Origin of the sequence: Flavobacterium sp. TSSA_36 (genome assembly GCF_051547165.1) — a bacterium.
Lineage (GTDB): Bacteria > Bacteroidota > Bacteroidia > Flavobacteriales > Flavobacteriaceae > Flavobacterium.
Window position 1 is genome coordinate 187,157 of sequence record NZ_JBPTTP010000002.1, and the last position, 20,026, is coordinate 207,182.

General features: G+C 35.9%; 20 protein-coding genes. 6 read left to right on the plus strand and 14 right to left on the minus strand.

The window, feature by feature from the left end:
• Positions 1–54: 54 nt before the first annotated feature.
• From ACSVH7_RS04990 to ACSVH7_RS05015, 6 genes are all read left to right on the plus strand, one after another.
• Positions 55–3,684: a glycoside hydrolase family 2 protein gene (locus tag ACSVH7_RS04990; protein WP_438065589.1), complete on the plus strand. Its 3,630-nt coding sequence runs from the start codon at positions 55–57 to the stop codon at positions 3,682–3,684.
• Positions 3,685–3,705: 21 nt separating this feature from the next.
• A complete protein-coding gene (locus ACSVH7_RS04995; RefSeq protein ID WP_438065590.1) occupies positions 3,706–4,884 on the plus strand; it encodes an alkaline phosphatase in 1,179 nt (392 codons plus the stop codon).
• A gap of 71 nt (positions 4,885–4,955) precedes the next feature.
• Positions 4,956–6,416 carry a sialate O-acetylesterase gene (locus ACSVH7_RS05000; RefSeq protein ID WP_438065591.1) on the plus strand — a complete coding sequence of 487 codons (1,461 nt, stop codon included), beginning with the start codon at positions 4,956–4,958 and terminating at the stop codon, positions 6,414–6,416.
• A gap of 176 nt (positions 6,417–6,592) precedes the next feature.
• Entirely contained in the window at positions 6,593–7,993 is a 1,401-nt protein-coding gene (locus ACSVH7_RS05005; RefSeq protein ID WP_438065592.1) for a sulfatase-like hydrolase/transferase, read from the plus strand.
• 63 nt (positions 7,994–8,056) lie between these two features.
• The gene (locus ACSVH7_RS05010) at positions 8,057–9,655 is read left to right on the plus strand and encodes a sulfatase-like hydrolase/transferase (protein ID WP_438065593.1); all 1,599 of its coding nucleotides are present in this window, start codon (positions 8,057–8,059) and stop codon (positions 9,653–9,655) included.
• Between the two features lie 8 nt (positions 9,656–9,663).
• Entirely contained in the window at positions 9,664–11,595 is a 1,932-nt protein-coding gene (locus tag ACSVH7_RS05015; RefSeq protein ID WP_438065594.1) for a sulfatase family protein, read from the plus strand.
• Between the two features lie 428 nt (positions 11,596–12,023).
• On the opposite strand, the gene ACSVH7_RS05020 is transcribed toward ACSVH7_RS05015, so the two are convergent.
• From ACSVH7_RS05020 to ACSVH7_RS05085, 14 genes are all read right to left on the minus strand, one after another.
• A complete protein-coding gene (locus ACSVH7_RS05020) occupies positions 12,024–12,281 on the minus strand; it encodes a Txe/YoeB family addiction module toxin (RefSeq protein WP_438065595.1) in 258 nt (85 codons plus the stop codon).
• Between the two features lies 1 nt (position 12,282).
• The gene (locus tag ACSVH7_RS05025; protein WP_438065596.1) at positions 12,283–12,537 is read right to left on the minus strand and encodes a type II toxin-antitoxin system Phd/YefM family antitoxin; all 255 of its coding nucleotides are present in this window, start codon (positions 12,535–12,537) and stop codon (positions 12,283–12,285) included.
• 530 nt (positions 12,538–13,067) lie between these two features.
• On the minus strand, positions 13,068–13,391 hold the full coding sequence (locus ACSVH7_RS05030) for a type II toxin-antitoxin system PemK/MazF family toxin (RefSeq protein WP_438065597.1): 324 nt from the start codon (positions 13,389–13,391) through the stop codon (positions 13,068–13,070).
• The gene (locus ACSVH7_RS05035) at positions 13,382–13,627 is read right to left on the minus strand and encodes an AbrB/MazE/SpoVT family DNA-binding domain-containing protein (protein WP_438065598.1); all 246 of its coding nucleotides are present in this window, start codon (positions 13,625–13,627) and stop codon (positions 13,382–13,384) included. Before ACSVH7_RS05035 ends, ACSVH7_RS05030 begins: the two co-directional genes overlap by 10 nt.
• 343 nt (positions 13,628–13,970) lie before the next feature.
• Positions 13,971–14,264, minus strand: a complete 294-nt coding sequence (locus ACSVH7_RS05040; protein WP_438065599.1) for a type II toxin-antitoxin system RelE/ParE family toxin — start codon at positions 14,262–14,264, stop codon at positions 13,971–13,973.
• On the minus strand, positions 14,257–14,508 hold the full coding sequence (locus ACSVH7_RS05045; protein WP_438065600.1) for a type II toxin-antitoxin system ParD family antitoxin: 252 nt from the start codon (positions 14,506–14,508) through the stop codon (positions 14,257–14,259). Before ACSVH7_RS05045 ends, ACSVH7_RS05040 begins: the two co-directional genes overlap by 8 nt.
• Positions 14,509–15,009: 501 nt before the next feature.
• Entirely contained in the window at positions 15,010–15,300 is a 291-nt protein-coding gene (locus ACSVH7_RS05050; RefSeq protein ID WP_438065601.1) for a DUF3368 domain-containing protein, read from the minus strand.
• A 158-nt stretch (positions 15,301–15,458) separates the two neighbouring features.
• Complete coding sequence (locus tag ACSVH7_RS05055; RefSeq protein WP_438065602.1) at positions 15,459–15,686, minus strand: UPF0175 family protein; 228 nt, start codon at positions 15,684–15,686, stop codon at positions 15,459–15,461.
• A 526-nt stretch (positions 15,687–16,212) separates the two neighbouring features.
• A complete protein-coding gene (locus ACSVH7_RS05060; RefSeq protein ID WP_438065603.1) occupies positions 16,213–16,512 on the minus strand; it encodes a type II toxin-antitoxin system RelE/ParE family toxin in 300 nt (99 codons plus the stop codon).
• The gene (locus ACSVH7_RS05065) at positions 16,512–16,757 is read right to left on the minus strand and encodes a type II toxin-antitoxin system ParD family antitoxin (protein WP_438065604.1); all 246 of its coding nucleotides are present in this window, start codon (positions 16,755–16,757) and stop codon (positions 16,512–16,514) included. Before ACSVH7_RS05065 ends, ACSVH7_RS05060 begins: the two co-directional genes overlap by 1 nt.
• 531 nt (positions 16,758–17,288) lie before the next feature.
• Positions 17,289–17,441 carry a hypothetical protein gene (locus ACSVH7_RS05070; RefSeq protein WP_438065605.1) on the minus strand — a complete coding sequence of 51 codons (153 nt, stop codon included), beginning with the start codon at positions 17,439–17,441 and terminating at the stop codon, positions 17,289–17,291.
• Positions 17,428–18,012: a zeta toxin family protein gene (locus ACSVH7_RS05075; RefSeq protein ID WP_438065606.1), complete on the minus strand. Its 585-nt coding sequence runs from the start codon at positions 18,010–18,012 to the stop codon at positions 17,428–17,430. The genes ACSVH7_RS05070 and ACSVH7_RS05075 overlap by 14 nt, the downstream gene beginning before the upstream one ends.
• A gap of 512 nt (positions 18,013–18,524) precedes the next feature.
• On the minus strand, positions 18,525–19,076 hold the full coding sequence (locus tag ACSVH7_RS05080; protein ID WP_438065607.1) for a hypothetical protein: 552 nt from the start codon (positions 19,074–19,076) through the stop codon (positions 18,525–18,527).
• Positions 19,077–19,268: 192 nt separating this feature from the next.
• Entirely contained in the window at positions 19,269–19,886 is a 618-nt protein-coding gene (locus ACSVH7_RS05085) for a hypothetical protein (RefSeq protein WP_438065608.1), read from the minus strand.
• Positions 19,887–20,026 lie beyond the last annotated feature (140 nt).

A 20,026-nucleotide genomic window follows, 5' to 3' on the forward strand; every position in this document is an offset into this window, starting at 1 on the left:
CATTTGTTATTCAATGGCGATATACTTCAATGGTCGCCCTCTCAAAATGAAAAAATGAAAAAAAATTTATTTTCCTTAGTATTCCTTTTATTAGGTAGTGTTTTCAGCCCCATAGTCGCTCAAAATGAAACGCTAAACCAATCTTTTTCCGAGGCAACATTGCCACTAACCGTCATAGGTAGAGGAAATTGTTTGATAAAAGAGGGCGGTCTTCATGCGAAAGACGCTTATGTTGTATTCGGCAATAGCCAATGGAGGAATTACAGTGTTCAATTCAAAGCAAGGGCTCCAAAAAGCGAAGAACAAGTCCAAATTTGGGCAGGATTTAGAGCCAACAACCGCAACGATAGATATGTAGTAGGGCTTCGAGGAGGCCATCAAAATTCGCTCTATTTAAGTCGGATGGGATATATGGGCACCGATGAATTTCTAGGCTTAGCTCCTTTAAATTTCGAACCTAAACCTGGTATTTGGTATACTATAAAAATAGAAGTCTGCGGGAATCGTTTTCGAGTATTCTTAAACGATGACCTCATACCAGCGCTTGAGGTTGTTGACAAAAACAGTGCGCTTTGTCCAACGGGTGGCATTACCTTGGGAGGCAGCTGGATTACTACTGAATTTGATGACTTAACCATTACACCTTTAAGTGAAACTCATCTAGACCAAGTAGCATTTCAAGACAAGGCTAAAGCCATTCCCAAAGAACAAAAAGAAAAACAACGGGTAAGCGAAAGAAACACCTACAAAGCAATTAAGGTAGGGGAACTGCATCCGGATCGCACCGAAATCAGCATGGAGGGACAATGGTTATTCATGCCCGAACAAGAATTAAATGACAGCAAAGAAGGAGCCAATACGGTTGTAAATGATGAAAATTGGCACGTGATGACCGTTCCTAATTTCTGGAATCCCACCCGCATCTGGCTACATGGCGAATCCTTTGAAGGACATCCAAAAGGGGTTTCCGACGTGTATTTTCAAAAAGAAACCGATCGTTGTAAAAATTATACCTTTGATTACACGACCACTAAAGTAGCTTGGTACAGGCAATGGATTGAACTTCCGAATACCATCACTTCCAAACATTGCACCTTAGAGTTTGATGCCGTATCCAAAATTGCCGAAGTATATATAAACGGACAATTAGCAGGCTCTCACATCGGGATGTTTGGCAATTTCTCTGTGGATGCCAGTACGTTTTTACAACCCGGTAAAAATCTTATCGCTGTGAGAGTGGTTCGCGATTTCCTAACCAATATCGAAAATGGTGAAAAAATTGTAGATGTAGCAGTTACAGTCCCTGTGACCAATAATATGTTGAAAGATATCGCACACGGATTTTACAAAGAAGATCCAGCTGGAATTTGGCAACCTGTTAAACTAGTTTGTACCAATGCGCTGAAAATAGAAGACGTTTTCATTCAACCAACCCTCGCTGGAGGCACTTTTGAAGTGACCCTGAAAAACTATGGAAACCGTACTTTGAATTTCGCATTACAAACCACCATCAACGATAAAGAAACGGGGGGCAACTTACATTCGGCTACTCCCCTTCCCAAACTCACACTTAAAGCCGGAGAAGAACGCAAATTTTCTTTTACTATAGACCAACTCAAACCTAGACTTTGGACTCCTAATCATCCTAATTTATATGATTTCACATTCAAAATTGTTAGTAAAAATCAAATCGTAGACACCCAAAATATAGTCTCTGGTTTCCGAACTTTTGAAGCCAAAAAAGGGCATTTTTTTCTAAATGGCAAGCAATATTGGTTAAGAGGTGCAAATCATACGCCTTTTGCTTTAGCGGCTAACGATGCGCAATTAGCTACTACTTTCGCCCAATTAATGAAAGCGGCCAATATCGATGTTACCAGAACGCATACGGCTCCTTACAACGAATTGTGGATGAATGCTATGGATACCAACGGTATTGGGGTCAGTTATGAAGGCACTTGGCCTTGGTTGATGATCAAAAATTCTATGCCCGATCAAAAGCTAATAGACATGTGGGCTGATGAATTCATTGGTTTGGTAAAAAAATACCGAAATCACCCGTCAATACTGATTTGGACTGTAAACAATGAAATGAAATTTTATGACAACGAACCTGATTTTGAAAAAGCCAAAATCAAAATGAAAATCATTTCTGATGTCGTAAAAAGAATGCGAGCTATCGATCCTTCACGCCCCATCAGTTTTGATTCGAATTACAAACGCAACGAGAAAAAATTTGGTAAAGAATTCTTTACTACTATCGATGATGGCGATATTGATGATGACCACAAATACATCAATTGGTATGATTATTCTATTTTCAAACAATTCAAAGGCGAATTTCAAAAAAACGCCTACAACGAAGGCAGACCTTTGATCAGCCAAGAAATGTCAACAGGATATCCAAATGCAGAAACAGGTCACGCCACTCGCTTTTACAATTTGGTACATCAAAATCCACAAAGTTTAATTGGATACCAATCCTATGAATTTGGCAATCCACAAGCCTTTTTGAATGTAAATGCCTTTATTACAGGCGAACTTGCGGAAGCGTTACGACGAAGCAATGACAAAGCCTCTGGTATTTTACATTTTGCTTTGTTGACTTGGTTTAGAAATGTCTATGATGCACAAAAAATCGAGCCTTATCCAACCTATTATGCCATGAAACGAGCCTTGCAACAAGTGCTCGTCAGCGCCGAACTTTGGGGGAGAAATTTTTATGCCGGGAATAAAATCCCTACTAAAATTTGTGTAGTCAATGACCTTGAAAACGGAAGACCCCTGCAAGAATCAACACTACAATGGACTATTGAAACAAAGAATGGCGAAAAAATAGCGGGTGGCCAAGCAAAAATTCCTGCTGTAGCCCCTGCGACCCGACAGTGGATTTCCCCGGAAGTGGTGCTTCCCGAAATCCTTCCTTTTCCAAAAGGGGTTGCGGTACTCAAACTTAAATTACTAGAAAATGGAATCCCTATTTCTGAAAACGAATACGAACTAAACCTAGCAAGCCAATCATGGGCCGCATCAAGCATCGCATCGACCAAAAAAATTGCTTTGTTAGATTTTAATGGCATCAAAACTACACTCGATTTCTTACACATTCCGCATAAATTGTATTCCAACATTACCGCCTTACAACAAGCTAAAGCTGATCTTTATATCATTTCAGGCTTAGAGCTTAATAAAAATTGTAACGAATTGGATTTGCAATGGCTACGCCAAAAATTTAATAATGGAGCCAAAATTTTACTCTTAAAATCACCCGAAGCTACTATGAAACTATTTCCAGAATACATTACCGGATGGATTGTACCCACGGAAGGTGATATTGTAAATCTTGAAATACCCGAATCAAAAGTATTTGATGAAATTGGCCTTTTTGACGTGCGTTACTTTAATAACAATAAAAATGAATTGCCTACTGTTTGCAATGCAGCTTTCAAAATAAACCGAAGCCCCGAAGTTCTAGAACTAGCCAATCAAACCAAAATTCACGGTTACATCAATGGCGACATGCTGGAACGATCTAATTATGTGAAAACCATTAAAGGGTTTCCGCTAGTAAAAATCAATAAAGGTGGTCAAGCCATTCTTTCCGCAATGCATCTTGATAAATCCGAAACAGACCCTATTGCAGGCCGCTTGTTGGCTAATATGATACAAGATTTACTCCAATAAATTGCCTAATTCAAGTCAAACATGAAACGAGTAAAAAAGAGTCCATTCATTTTCTTAACACTAGTAGGTTGTTGCTTTACCAACCTACTTTGGGCACAAGAAGAATACAAAGACCCCAAGAACAAAAAAGGAACAGAAGTCTTTGAAGGAGGAGCGTCCTACCAAGTCAAACATTATCCACAAAAAACATTTTCAAAAACACCTAAAAACATCATTCTAATGATTGGAGATGGGATGGGCTTAGCGCAAATATTCAGCGGAATGACGGCTAATGGAGGACATCTTTTTTTGGAAAATTTCAAAAATATAGGGTTTTCAAAAACTGCCTCTGCTTCAAATTACACTACCGATTCCGCGGCAGGGGCTACTGCTTTATCCACAGGAGTTAAAACTTTTAATGGCGCTATTGGGGTGGACAATCAAAAACAACCGCTATCCCATATCCTAGAAAAAGCGATCAAAAAAGGACTCAAAACGGGTTTAGTCGCCACTTCATCCATCACCCACGCCACGCCCGGAGCATTCATTGCGCATGTGGATTCGAGAAAAAGCTTTGAAGATATTGCACTAGATTTTTTAAAAACCGATATTGATGTTTTTATTGGCGGAGGCAGAAAATACTTTGAAACCCGAAAAGAGGGTCGAAACTTGATTATGGAATTCCAAAATAAAGGCTACCAAATCGCATATAACCTTGAAAGTATTCGAAATACAACCTCGGGAAAATTAGTAGGCTTAACCGCTGCAGACCATAATCCCCCGATGCCCGAACGAGGAGAATTTCTAGAAATAGCCACCGAAAGTGCTTTACATCTTTTAAATCAATCCAAAAAAGGTTTTTTCTTAATGGTTGAAGGATCTCAAATTGATTTTAGTGCACATAAAAACGATACGCCGGGAGTCGTTTTAGAAATGCTCGATTTTGACAAGGCAATTGGTACAGCCTTAGCTTTTGCTGCGAAAAATCAGGAAACTTTAATTATTGTAACCGCGGATCATGAAACAGGAGGCATGACACTACTCAATGGTGATTTTACTACTGGAAAAGTGGAAGCAAAATATACTACAGGAGGTCATACTGGAATTGCCGTCCCAATTTTCGCTTATGGCCCCGGTGCAGCAGAATTTTGTGGTTTCATGGAAAATACGGATATCGCAAAAAAAATGATGCAATTGCTTTCACTAGAACAAAAACCTTGATTTTGAAAAAATACTTCTGATCAAAAATAGCATCCTTACTCTATGAAAAAAAACATTGAATTTCAAAAAAAATGAACAAACAAACTTCTAAAATATCCCTATATCTTTTACTCTATATTAGCTGCTTCACCACTGCTTATGCCAAAGTTCAGTTGCCTACTATCCTTTCTGATAATATGGTATTACAACAACTATCAGAGGTAAAACTATGGGGAGTATCCCAAGCAGGTAAAAAAATCAAAGTCACTACGTCTTGGAATTCCAAAAAATACATTTGTCATGCAGATGCAAAAGGCAATTGGATGCTAAAAATTAGTACTCCAAAGGCAGGAGGACCTTTCAATATCGTTTTTTCAGATGGTGAGGTACTTACTTTAAAAAACATTCTCATTGGCGAAGTTTGGTTTTGTTCGGGTCAATCAAATATGGAAATGCCGCTTCAAGGTTTTCCAAGGCAACTCACACAGGGAGGCAATGACGTGATTGCAAAAGCGAATCCAAAAATTCCGATTCGCATATTCTCAACGGATTCGAAAGAAGGGAAAACCATCAAACAATTTGCTAAACAACCCCAAAGCAACTGTGAAGGAGCTTGGGTTGAAAATTCTAGCGAAAACATTGCCAATACAAGTGCTACAGCATATTTCTTTGCTCAATACCTTCAAGAAGTTTTAGAAGTTCCCGTTGGCATCATCGTTTCTACTTGGGGAGGCTCGATGGTAGAGGCTTGGATGAGCCGAGAAGCAATTGCGCCATTTCAAGAAATAAATACAACCATTTTGGACCAAGAAAGTACGATCCAAAAACCAAATATGACTCCCTGCGTACTTTATAATGCTAAAATTGCCCCCTTAATTCCTTTCGCTATTAAAGGCTTCTTATGGTATCAGGGAGAAAGCAATTGCAACAATGCGGAAATGTATCGTCAACTCATGCCTGCTTTTGTCCAAGATTTACGTAGCAAATGGAATTTAGGGGTTTTCCCTTTTTATTTTGTTCAAATAGCGCCTTTCCAGTACGATCAGAGTAACGGAACCAAAGCCGCACGACTACGAGAAATTCAAGAGACCCATAGTCTTGTAATACCCAATTCCGGAATGGTAACTACACTTGATATTGGTAGTTTGAATTTCATTCATCCACAAAATAAAAAAATTATTGGAGAACGTTTGGCACTTTGGGCTTTGGGCAATACCTATGGCAGAAAAGGTTTTTTATACCAACCACCCGTATTTAAACAAATGGAAAAAAAAGAGCACAAAATCTATATTGATTTCTCCAACGCAACACGAGGAATTTATCCCATGTGGACCCAGTTAAAAGGGTTTGAAATTGCGGGTGAAGATCAAATTTTTTATCCTGCAAATGCTACTATTGAAACTCAATCAACTCGGCTTGCCGTTTGGAGCGAAGCCGTCACCGAGCCAAAAGCTGTGCGATATGCCTATAAAAATTACGAAGAAGCTAGTATTTTTGGTTTGTCGGGTATCCCAGTAGCCCCTTTCAGAACAGATGATTGGCCATTAAAATAAGATTAGACTCAAAAAATAAGTAAATCAAAATCAAATCGTTACAAAAAATAAAGTTCATCTTACAAAAAAGAAATAACGATAACTTTATTCTTATAAAAATTCACTTATTTATTGAATAATCTTAAGTAGTTTAGTACAATTACTCGTTATAACAATAGTTTAATAGCAACATTCGAATGAAAATATTTCTAACCTTACTTGTTTTAAGTAGCCTAATTTCCTTTCAAGGTTTTGCCTTTCAGGGTACTATTGCTCCCTTCAAAAAAAAGACACCACCCAATGTCATCATCATCTTAACAGACGATATGGGGTATGGTGAACTTTCGTGCTATAACCCCAAACAAGTCGCAACTCCCCACATTGATCGGTTGGCTAAAGAAGGAGCCCGATTTACAAATTTTTATGTACCCACCCCCTACTGCGCCCCTTCCCGAGCGAGTTTACTCACCGGACGATTTCCGCTCCGCCATGGGGTGCTTGAAAATCCAGCTCCTGATGCAAATATCAATGAGGTAGGACTCCCAAAACAAGAAGTCACCTTAGGCGAAATGTTTCAAAAAGCAGGCTATGCCACCCAGTGTATAGGCAAATGGCATTTGGGCCACCAACCTGAATTTCACCCACTACTTCATGGCTTTGATGGGTATTACGGAATGTTGTACTCCAATGACATGCGTCCCGTGCAGCTTATCGAAAACCACACGATTGTTAGTACTACAGTGGATCAAAATTGGCTCACCCAAGACTATACTCATAAAGCCATTGAATTTATTAACGCCCATCAAAACACTCCTTTTTTCTTGTATTTAGCCCATGCGATGCCACACAAACCGTTAGCCGCCTCGGGTGCATTTTACAAAGACGGGAATAGCAAGGAATTGTATGAAAGCGTCCTTAAAGAATTAGATTGGTCCACAGGAGCCATCATCGAACGTCTGGAAAAATTAAACCTATTTAACAACACCATTGTCATTTTTATGTCTGATAATGGACCTTGGTTTGGAGGGAATACAGGCGGATTAAAAGGAATGAAAGCGAACAACTGGGAAGGTGGCATTCGCGTGCCCTTTATTATGAGATATCCCAAAGCAGTCCAAAAAGGAAGTATTGCTACTACCCCCTGTTGGTCTTTAGACATAGTCCCCACACTGCAACACTTGACTACCCTACAGCAAGATCCAAAAATAAAATTAGACGGTCAAAACATCAGTGCTATTTTGAAAGGTAAAAAACAAGACCACGACCCTATCTTTAGCATGAAAGACCACAAAATCAAAACCATTAGAGTAGGCAAATGGAAAATGTACCTCTCAACACCCGATTTTTATCAAGAAATTGACCTAAAAAAATACAGTGATCCCAGAAAACCAGATGGAATTAGCATTATAGCGCCCCTTCAGCAAGCGTCACCAGAGGCCTATCCCGGAATAAAACCAAGAAGAATGCCAGGCGAAAGCTTTTTATTCGACCTTGAAAATGACCCGTACGAATCCATTAACTTGGCCGACAAACATCCTGAAATTATCAAAGAATTACTCGAAAAAGCTGCGTTATTTCAAAACACATTGCCCTTATAAGTCATTGCCCCACTAATGCCAGATCCTTTGAAAATCACAGTTAAAAAATTATTTAGCATCCTTATGAAAACACCACTGAAACATTTCCCCTTAGGCCTTTTGGCACTATGCTTTCTTTTGCAAAGTACCGCAAGCATTGGCCAGCAAAAGAAAAAACCAAACTTACTCTTCATCATCACTGACCAACAACGATTTGATGCCATGAGTGTCGCTGGAAATAAAATTCTAAAAACACCCAATATGGATCGATTAGCTAAACAAGGAGCGCGATTTAAAAATGCCTACTCTCCTAGTGCCGTTTGTGGTCCTTCTAGATCTTCTATATTAACGGGGACTACGGTTGAAAACAACGGTATGAAAGTAAATGAATATGCCTACGATTATAAGAAAGAGGGCCTTATGACCATGCCTACATTTGATGAAATTTTATCCGAAAACGGGTACCGATGCGAATACTACGGCAAATGGCACTCGCTAACTTCAAAAGCGAAGGTGTATAAAAATCCTCAAAAAACCGCTAAAAATGGAAAATCAATTTTTGGTCCAGAAGGTCAAACGCATATCTACATGGATTATTTAAATGAAAAATCACCAAAAAGGCCCCTAAAACCTGGCGAATTGTATGACCAAATTACCGAAAGACCATACAGAACCAATCCGTTAGATAAATTTCATGGTAAGACTTATGAAGAAATCAAGGAAAACAACTTGCGATTCATTCAGCCCGATTTAAATGGAGAATTGCTAATTGATAAGGAATATACCATGACGGCTTTCCAAGCCAAACAAACGATGGAAGCCTTAGAACGCCTCAAGGATTCAACTTTCAGCATTACCTGTGCTTTTCATTCGCCGCATGCGCCGATGTTACCCACCGCTCCCTATTACGACATGTATCCTGTAAAAGACATGCCTATACCTAAAAGTATGACGGATCAAATGTTGAATTCACCCTACAAAAAAACCAATGGCCGATTAGAACATCCTGAATATGCAGACCCCGAAAAAATAAAATACATGATTTCCAGTTACTACGGTTTGGTGAAAGAAGTGGATGATTGGGTGGGGAAAATCTTAGACAAACTCGAAGAACTTCATATAGCCGACAATACTTTGGTAGTTTTTACTAGCGATCATGGGGAAATGTTAGGCGCTCATGGCATGCGGGAAAAAAATGTTTTCTATGAAGAATCGGCTCACGTGCCTTTACTGCTTCGTTTTCCAAAAAAAATCAAAGAGAAAACTGTACTTTCAGGCTACACCTCGACCATCGACTTATTGCCTACTATTTTGGATTATTTACAAGTACAACCTCATCCATCAGATGGCACTAGTTTAAAAGGAATGATTGAAGGAACAGCTAAAAATCAAGGAAAATATGTCGTTCAAGAATGGGATTACAGAGGCGATACCGAACCCAATTATATGATAGTAAAAGACGGATGGAAACTGATTATTCCGTATACCGAAACCTCAAAAGTACTCAACGCTATGTACAACTTAAACAAAGATCCTTATGAAATGACCAATCTATTAGGCAACAATCCTGAACGAGAAAAATATACTCAAAAAGCCGAAGAGCTGAGAAACACCTTACTAGAATGGTTGAAAAAAAATAATTCCTCGCATACCGAAGGTGTCCAAAAAAGAAAATTAATCTAATGCAAAAAATGTCTTATTTTCAGCGTAATCGCAGCATCCAATTTTTAAAGAAGGTTGGAATCCTTTGGCTTCTTGGTACAGCAATCGCACTAGCTCAAAAAAAATCACCACCCAACATCATTATCCTATTAGCAGATGATCTTGGCTACGGCGATTTAAGTCATACAGGAGGGCTAACTCCTACACCACATATCGATAAATTATTCGAGCAAGGTATTGAGTTCACCAACTTCATGACCAATCCGGTGTGTACTCCAACTCGTGGCGGAATGTTAACGGGCTTGCACCCTTTACGCATCGGTGCGGGACCAGAAACCGGTGGGAATTTAGATCCAAATCTTCCAAACATGGGTAACTTTTTTCAAAAAGAAGGGTATCTTACAGGCCTCTTTGGAAAATGGCATAACAGCCCCTCGCCCAATCAAGTTGCAAAGGCACCAACAGTGAATCAATTTGGTTTTGATCGATTTGTAGGTTTTTATGCAGGTGCGGTAGATTACTTTTCGAAAGCATCGACAGGTTGGTTTCATGATGGGCAACTCAAAAATGAGGAACAAGAATACGCCACCGACTTGACTGCCAAGTACGCCATTGAATTCATGAATCAGGCCAAAGTAAACCATCGTCCGTTTTTGTGTTATATTCCGTTTCCAGCAGTACATGGTCCGCATGTGGTGAAAGAAGCACTGCTCAAAAGAGTTCCCGAAATCATTTTAAGCAAGGTCAAAGATCAAAAATCATATGATTTTTATCGGAAAGCGGTCATCAATATTCCCGAATGGAGAAAATTTAATGCCACCCTTTACAACGACCCCGACTGGTTGACAAAAGCCGAGAAATTGAGCAAAGCCGAGATCGATATGCTGTATTCAGCGATGGTTACTTCCTTAGATGACAATGTTGGACTCATTATGGATTACTTAAAAAATTCTGGTCTTATGGAAAATACTATCATTTTGTTTTTTTCAGACAATGGTGGCACAGAATATGCTGGAAATAACGCTCCTTTTAGAGGTGCGAAACACTCCTTGTATGAAGGTGGAATCCACGCTCCAGCCACCATGCTACTGCCAAAGGGAACGATAACAAATAATCCAAAAAAAGTGACAGAATTGTGTGGCTATCTCGATATATTTCCAACCCTAGCCGATTTGGCAAAAAGCCAACAAAAACTACCTAAAAATTTGGATGGCATAAGTATGGTCAAGAGGCTCAAGGGCACACAAAAGAAAAACAACCGCAGTTTCTATTGGAATTGGAGGGATCACGATGTCCTCCGAACACCCCAATGGAAATTGTTTCGCTACTATGACAAAGTCGAAGTATACAACATGACCAATGACCTAGCAGAAACTCAAAATGTGGCCGATGCCAATCCGAAAGTGGTACAACAACTCCTAAAAGAAATCGCCCTCGCCTCCAAGAAAACTGGAGTAGCCACAATGCATTTACCATTAACGATGAAGGCCACAGCTGCAAATTCGGTTCAGAATACCCTGGCGGTAACGCTCAACTTTATGACCGATTTAAAACAACAAACCCTAAAAATTCTCAAAAAAGAAGTTCCCATCCTAGCGGATTACTACCTAGAATATGATATAAAGGTGGCTTCACCTTCTCTTTTATCCTACTGCTATTTTAGTCCTTTGCGAGGCAATAACAGCGTTTTTAATGATAAAAACGGCATTAATTTAAACAACAAACCTTTGCAATCGCCTACAATTTGGGAGGGTGAATGGAAACATGTAGCGGTTGGATTAGGTAGTCTTTCTCCACTAACCATTAGTGATTTTGGTCTTACTTTTAAAGCCAATACCACAGGTGAAACTACCATCTACCTAGATAATATCCACATAAAAAATGGCAAAGGAAAAATAATTTGTAAGTTGTTTGAAGAAGAGGAAATGGTGACCAATGCTAGAATTGTACGTTCAAAATAAGGAGCGTAATTGATACCAAAAGCTATAAAAAAATGAGGACAACTTACAACTACCAAAGAACCAAAGATATGCTTTTAGGAAGACCAATTTTTAACATGCTCACCATTATGCCTGGGATTGAAAAGGTTCGCACGAATTAAAAGAAAACAGCGCTATGACAAATACAACTTTATTAACCGTTAGGTTCACACAGTTTTACATTTTGCAGTTAATTTAAAGGAGTTACATCGAATTAATGAGTTACCATTAATAGCATTTGTTTTTGCTTAATCCCCAACTTTTGCAACTGATCCCTGAATCCTCTTGAAAATTACAAAATCAGTTTACGATAACCCCATAATACTGGAAGTTGAGCGGTTCCGTTCAACACGGGTTTGTTTGTTCGGCTTGCAGCCGCAATGAAATCCTAGCTGTTAGCGGTAATAATATTAGTCGTAATGATGTCTACATTTCAATATTTGAATTTCATCATCGATAAACCTGTAAATTAATCGATGTTCATCATCAATTCTTCGTGACCAAAATCCAGCATACTTGTGTTTCAATGGTTCTGGCTTTCCTATTCCTTCAAAAGGATTTCTAGAAATATCTTTGAGTAGGTCATTTATTTTTTTGATTTTCTTCTTGTCAATTTTTTGCCAATACAAATAATCTTCCCAAGATTCATCAACAAAGATATATTTCATTTTATTCCTCAATTAAGTCTTTAGAGAATGACTTACCACTCTTAAATTTATCAATAGCAGAATCTAACCTACTTTCGTTAGTTCTGTTTGATAATTCATAATTTGTTGCAATTAGTGAATTATATTCTTCAAGTGAAATAACAACAATCCCTGAATCCTTTCCACGATTAATAATCAGAGTTTCAAAGTTTATTGCTACTCTATCAAAATAAGATTTAATATCTTTTCTGAATTCTGAAATATTGGTTACTACCATAATTATTACAATTTGTACAAATGTATGTACAATATTTTGATTTTACACTGTATTCGTCAGATTATCACAGCTAACGTCAGTCTGTGAAAAAACTCCGTCTGGTTCGTAGCAAACAAAAAACTGTCATTAAAACAGGGTCTTTCGTATATTTAAATATACAACACATCCAAGGAATCTCCCGCCAACAATTACAAATAGATAGTTTAGAAGATAAAATTACTCTTGATAATCCGGTGCGTTTTATCGAAGTTTTAGTAGTGACCTATTTTAAATACGACCATTACTTTGAAACGACTAAAACAACGAGGGTATCAATCCTTAACGGATGTCTACATCGTACTTGACCCATCATCCCGATTTTTCTTCAGGACGAACCGCTTGCTTTATCCTGAGCAAGGTCGAAGGGTTCGGTGGTGTATGAAATGCGTTGTTTATTTTTATAGGGATTTCATGATACCGCTTCGCTAAATTGATAGGCGCAATCCATTAGTTTCTAACAGAGCCGTCTACACGATTACCAGCCGTTATCTTTAATCTACATAAGTTTCTTTCAGAACTTCTTTTACTTTTGAAACTTCTTTTTCAGCCAAATTCCCAAAAACTTTTGTTATTCTTTGTCTGTCAATAGTTCTGATTTGGTCCAATGCAATTTGGCCTGTGGTATCGTTGTGTAAAATTTCAACTCTTGTCGGATAAGATCTGGAACTGCTAGTCATAGGAGCTACAACGATTGTCTGTAAATATTTATTCATTTCGTTAGGAGAAATGATAACACAAGGTTGTGTTTTTTTTATTTCACTTCCAATCGTTGGATCCAGATTGACTAAAACAATTTGATATTGTCTTAACTCCATTCTTCAAATTTTTCGTCATCAAAAATGTCGTTAATCAGCAACTTGTCTTCCCCGTTTTCGTGCATTTTCTTAAATGATTTTTCCCAGCCTTTTCTTGGTTCAGATTTGGGTTTCAAAATTATGTAGCCTTTTTCAAGAATTAGTTCGACTTTATCTGTGATATTATACTTTTCGAGTAAGGTTTTCGATAAACGAATTCCTCTTGAATTACCAATCGGAATAACTGAAATGTCCATAACTTTTATTTTTTTTGTATACACAAAGTTATTACAATTTTTCAGAAACTCTAATCTTTAGCCGTTTTTTTCAATGGCTGCTAACGTCAGTCTGTTAAAAAACTTCCGTTTGGTTCGTAACAGTTATAACATTGTTATTTGAATACGACCATTATTTGAAACGATTAAAAAAACGAGGGTATCAATCTCTAACCAATTTATACATCAAACTTAACCCGTCATCCCGATTTTCTATCGGGACAAACCGCTTGGTTTATACTGAGCGAACTTGAAGGGTTCAGTGGTGTGAGAGGCGCACCCGTTAGTGTCAAGGGGTTTCGTTACTCCATTGTGCGAAATTTACTTATAGTCTGCTTTTTAAATCCATCATTCCATGAAGAATTCTCGTGATTTCTATTTCGCTCTTTGATATAATTGAGTAGAATATAATATGTTCACCTGATTTAAAACCAAAAATTCCTTTTGTTACTAAATCATAGTTTCTACCAAGTTCTGGATTATTTGCTAAATCATCACATGATGCCATAAGCAAATCATAATACTTTTCAGCTTGTGTTTCAGACCAAGTTTCGATTGTATAATCCCAAATTTCAGATAAGTCATCAACAGCTTTATTTGTTAAATAATATTTAGCCATTTGATTTTTTTCTTGCTTTTAAAACGTTAAGATGTTTTTTAGCATCAAAATCTACAGCACGTCCACTTTCAATTCCATCATTGATCGCTTTTCTTAAAGCTATAATTTTATTTTCCTCATCTTCTAAAAGGCGAAGACCAGCTCTAACAACTTCACTTGGGTTATTGAATCTTCCATCATTTACACTGTTTTCGATAAAACTTTCGAAATGTTCACCAAGCGATATAGAAGTATTTCGTCCCATAATTTTTTTTAGCTAAGTTACCAAAAAATGGTAACTATTCAAATTAAGACGTATTTTTTTGGAATCTCACATAACATTTTTCTGTAAAAAAACTTCCGTTTGGTTCGTAACAAATATAACAAAATAGCGTTATTAAAAACAGGATTTTTCGCATGTTTATATATGCAACTTATCCAAGGAATTTACCGCCAACAATTACAAATAAATAGTTTATAAGACAAAATTACTTTTGATACCCCCAATAAGTTTTAAAGAAGTCTTTGCTTGGAAATAACCAAAAATCCATTCCCTATGAAAGTTAGTTTTATGGGTAATAACGGAAAACACTTCAAAACCAAACTGCTATCCACTCCAAAAAAAAGAGGATCTGAATCCTCTTGAAAATTACAAAATATTTTTACGATAAACCCATAGTACTGGAAGTTAAGCGATTCCGGTCAACACGGGTTTCATTGTTCGGCTTGCAGCCACAACGAAACCCTAGCTGTAAGTGGCTGGTTTTTATTCGTTATTCAACTTTAGTATTTCATCTATAATACTGTTAGATATTCGGAAATTCGTTAATAACAATTTATCAATTAAAGCCTTAACTTTTGGTATAATGGACATTTGTTTAGCTTTGTGTATTACTCCTAATGCTCCAGTTGTCTTAAGTTTTAATTTTACAGCTAATTTGCGAGCTTTGAGGTCATCCAATAATAATGTAACATCTTCAAATTCCGAAGCTAATGCAATTGCACTTGCTTCGCCACGGTCTACTTGAGTTTCCAAAAACCTTTGATATTTTTTCATCAGTTACTGATTGTACAGTTATCCAATCTGGTAATTTTTCTCCGAATTCTTCAGCAATTTCAGGAGTAGTTATAAGTTCTTCATAAACATGTTTTAAGATATTTAGTTCATTTATTTTATGAAGAATAATTAGAGTGCTTGTGTCGGAAATTACTATTTTATGCATTTGCTATATCTGATTGTAAATCATCAATTGACTTACTAAATATTGAAACACCATATTTTCCAAGTATTTCTATGAATGCTCTTTTGGTTAGTCCTGCTATTTCTGCAGCTTGCCCTGCAGATAATTTTGCATCTTCATAAAGTTTTGACGCTATTATCATTGAAAAATCGTAATCTTTCAAATCAACACTATCGGGTATATTTACTTGTATTGTTCTCATAATTTCACTTTTTTTCAAAAGTACAAAAATAATAAACGATAAGTTTTATTGTGCGCTTTTTTTGCTTGCCAGTAACTTCAGTCTGTAAAAAAACTTCCGTTTGGTTACGAACAAATATAACAAAAAGCCACTATTAAAACAGGATTTTTCGTATATTCAAATATGCAACAAATCCAAGGAATTTCCCGCCAACTATCACAAATAAATAGTTTAGAAGATAAAATTACTCTTGATAATCCGGTGCGTTTTAATAAAGTTTTAGCTAGGAAATAGCCATAAATCCATTCCCTGTGAAAGTTAATTTTATGGGTAAGGGTATTTATGCTTAATAGTGAAGGTAAACACTCAAAAAACATACTTTCTCTTAGTCCCAAAAAAAAGAGGATCTAAATCCTCTTGAAAATTACAAAGTCTTTTTACGATAGCCCCATAGTACTGGAAGTTGAGCGGTTCCGTTCAACACGGGTTTCATTGTTCGTGCTACGAACGCAACGAAACCCTAGCTGTTAGCAATAGCTTTTTTTATTTATTCCGCTAATCGGTTTTCAATATCCATTCTTTCGTGTAAAACTCTAACGACTTCAATTTCATTTGTTTTGTCTTTTTTAAAGAAAATTAAATGTGATTTTACTTTTGAGTAACGATATGATTTTCTAATTTTCCCAAAGTCACGAGCCATATCTAAATTATCGACGATATATTCAATTTCGTCAATGATTAAGTTATAATATCGATCTGCTTGTTCAACAGACCAATTTTCTGCCGTATAAATCCAAATATTATTAATATCTTCTAATGCCTTTTCACTAATTATATACTCTTGCATTATTTTTGAAAATTTGCTTTTAGCATTTCAAGATTTTTATTGCGGTCAAAATTTCTGATTTTACTACTCTTTTCACCAATTTCTAGTTCATTGATTAGAGATTTTGTCTTAGTTTCTTCTTGCTCAAAAACTCTTAAAGCAGTTCTAACAACTTCACTTACCGAACTATATTTTCCTGTAGAAATTTGTTCATTAATAAAGTTTTCAAAGTAGTCTCCTAATAATATTGATGTATTTCGTGCCATGATTTTTATTTTTATCAAAAATACCAATAATTGGTATTAAAGTCAAATTTTTCCATTTTTTTGGGCAAAAGTTACTGCTAACGTCAGTCTGTGAAAAAACTTCCGTTTGGTTCGTAACAAATATAACAAAATAGTGTCATTAAAACAGGATTTTTCGTATATTCAAATATGCAACACATCCAAGGAATTTCCCGCTAACTATTACAAATAAATAGTTTAGAAGACAAAATTACTCTTGATAATCTAATACGTTTTAATGAAGTTTTAGCTAGAAAATAGCCAAAAATCCATTCCCTATGAAAGTTAATTTTATGGGTAAGGGTACTTATGCTTAATAGTGAAGGTAAACACTCAAAAAACATACTTCATCTTAGTCCCAAAAAAAAGAGGATCTAAATCCTCTTGAAAATTACAAATTCTTTTTACGATAGCCCCATAGTACTGGAAGCTAAACGGTTCCGTTCAACACGGGTTTCATTGTTCGTGCTACGCACGCAACGAAACCCTAGCTGTTAGGCGATGTACTTATTTTTATTCAGGCTTTATTTTTACGATTTTATTATCACGCAAAATAACAAGTTCACTATTTTTAATTTTCTTAAATTCTAATAATTTTTCATATACTTTTTCAAGTCCTTTTAGAATTTTATTTTTCTCTTCTATTTGAGTTTCAATTGTTGTCATAGTATTTTTTTAAAAGGTTGAACTTTTCTTGGTTTGTAATATTAAGAACCCCATCAATTTGCTTGTCTGCTAAAAGTTCGTGTTTTCCTTCGGAATTATCAAATATTAATGCTCCATCAACTATTGGAAGATAGATATCAAATAGATTTTTAATTCCATTAATATATCTTCTTTCAATAACTTCGGGTTGAATATTATGACCGCCTTCTGAAACTCTTGATTTTACACGTTCCTTTGCTAAATCAATGTTTTGAAGCCAAAAGAATAATAATGTTACTCGGTATCCTTTTGCTTTCGCTTCGATAATTTTATTTTTATAACTTTTAGTAGCTAATGTAGTTTCAAATGCAAAATTTTCGTTTTCATAAAGTAATTCTTTTATTCTGTTTAACATTATTCTCCCTGATTCAAACGAAACTTTTTCAGGTTGAAAAGGAGATAAGCCTTTTGCTATTTCGTCTGCATTTACAAACTCTTTACAATCCAAAATTTCTGGTAAAATAGTAAAGGATGCAGTAGTTTTTCCTGCTCCATTGCAACCGGCAATTATGTATAGTTTCTTATTGCTCATAAACGCAAATTTACGAATTATTTTGATTGCTTTTTCGTCTATATTTTTTTCGCGCGTATATCGCCTAACGTCAGTCTGTGAAAAAACTTCCGTTTGGTTCGTAACAAATATAACAAAACATTGTTGTTAAAACAGGATTTTTCGTATATTTAAATATGCAACACGTCCAAGGAATTTCCCGCCAACAATTACAAATAAATAGTTTAGAAGATAAAATTACTCTTGATAATCCGGTGCGTTTTAATAAAGTTTTAGCTAGGAAATAGCCAAAAATCCATTCCCTGTGAAAGTTAATTTTATGGGTAAGGGTACTTATGCTTAATAGTGAAGGTAAACACTCAAAAACCATACTTCATCTTAGTCCCAAAAAAAAGAGGATCTAAATCCTCTTGAAAATCACAAAGTCTTTTTACGATAACCCCATAGTACTGGAAGTAGAGCGGTTCCGTTCAACACGGGTTTCATTGTTCGTGCTACGCACGCAACGAAACCCTAGCTGTTAGTGGCTGGCTTTATTTTTCTAAATGTATTTGAAAACCAATTCCAATCATAATTGTATTTTCCTTCAATTCACTATTTAATTTATTTGAAATATAATCTAGTGTTAATTCTAGGGCTACGCTGCTATTCAAGAAAACTGCGGTACCAGCTTTACATCCGTAACCGTTATTGTGAAATTTTCCTGTATCATTTCCATCCTGAGTTTTTCCGCCACCTTGATAATAATAGTAATTTCCTTGTAAAAATAGATTTATTTGTTTGTCAGTTTTTAAAAAATAATATCGAACGAATGGACCAACTCCAAAATACTGGTATTTTTCATTGTAAATATTATCATAAGTATAGCTTAAACCAATTCCACCAGCTACTTTGTCATAAAAGAAATAACCAACATTCGGTGAAATCGAAAATATAGTTCTTTCATCATAAGGCTTAGTTCCTTCTGATAATTTTTCAGTTTTCGTTGTTTTAAAATTACCACTTCCACCAACTAACCAATTATTTTTAGTTATTTGAGAATATGATAATGAGGTAAAAAATAAAATAATTGTAAAGATTTTCATTTTTGTTTAATTTAAATTAGGTTCCTGAATTCTTCGTTTCTGCGATAAGCTTGCTGGTAACGTTCTGGTACTACAGCGGGTTTGGGACTAATTTAAGCCTATTTTCGGATTTGCCAAATCATCCCAAATACAAAACCAACTTTTCATTAAGCCAATTGCCCAAATCCGTTGTAGCTGTTGGGCAATCGTATTTTATGACATTAAGCAAATGTTAGTTTTGTAATAAACGCCGTTATTTTTCGACTTAAAGTTTCCAATTGAATCTATTTCAACTTTTATTGATTCTTTTTTTTCAGGACAACTATTATATTTCATCATATATAATTCAAAACCATTATTGGTTTTCTTAAATGAACCAGCTTTTTTTTCTTTAGGATCGAACCACAAATCATATATTTCCGAAATAAGTATTGCTTCTTCAATATTATCAATTTTTCCGATGAATTTTTTTAATTCAACTTCATTTGTAACATAATGAACATCGTCATTTTCAATAAATGCAATATATGAAAAACAAGAACTGGGTAAACATCCATTAAAGAAACCTGATTCAGGAGGATAAAAAGTATAATTATTTTTAATTAATGTATCGCCACATTTTTTAATTATCTCAGTTTGTCTATTATATAAATCAGGCGTAAATAAAACATATTCCCAATAAACATATTCTTTATTAGGTTTTATATGTTCAATTAATTTATTTCTATTTTGATATTCGTTACTAATTTTAGTAAAACCCTTTTCAATTCGAATAGAATTCTTACCGCAAGAAATCAAACTAAGAAAAATTATTAACAATATTTTTTTCATTCCTTTTTGGTTTAATATGTTGCCCAACGTTCTGGCACTACAGCGGGTTTGGGACTAAATTAAGACCATTCTTCGGATTTGCCAAATCATTCCAAATACAAAACCAACTTTCCATTAAGCCTATTGCCCAAATCCGTTGT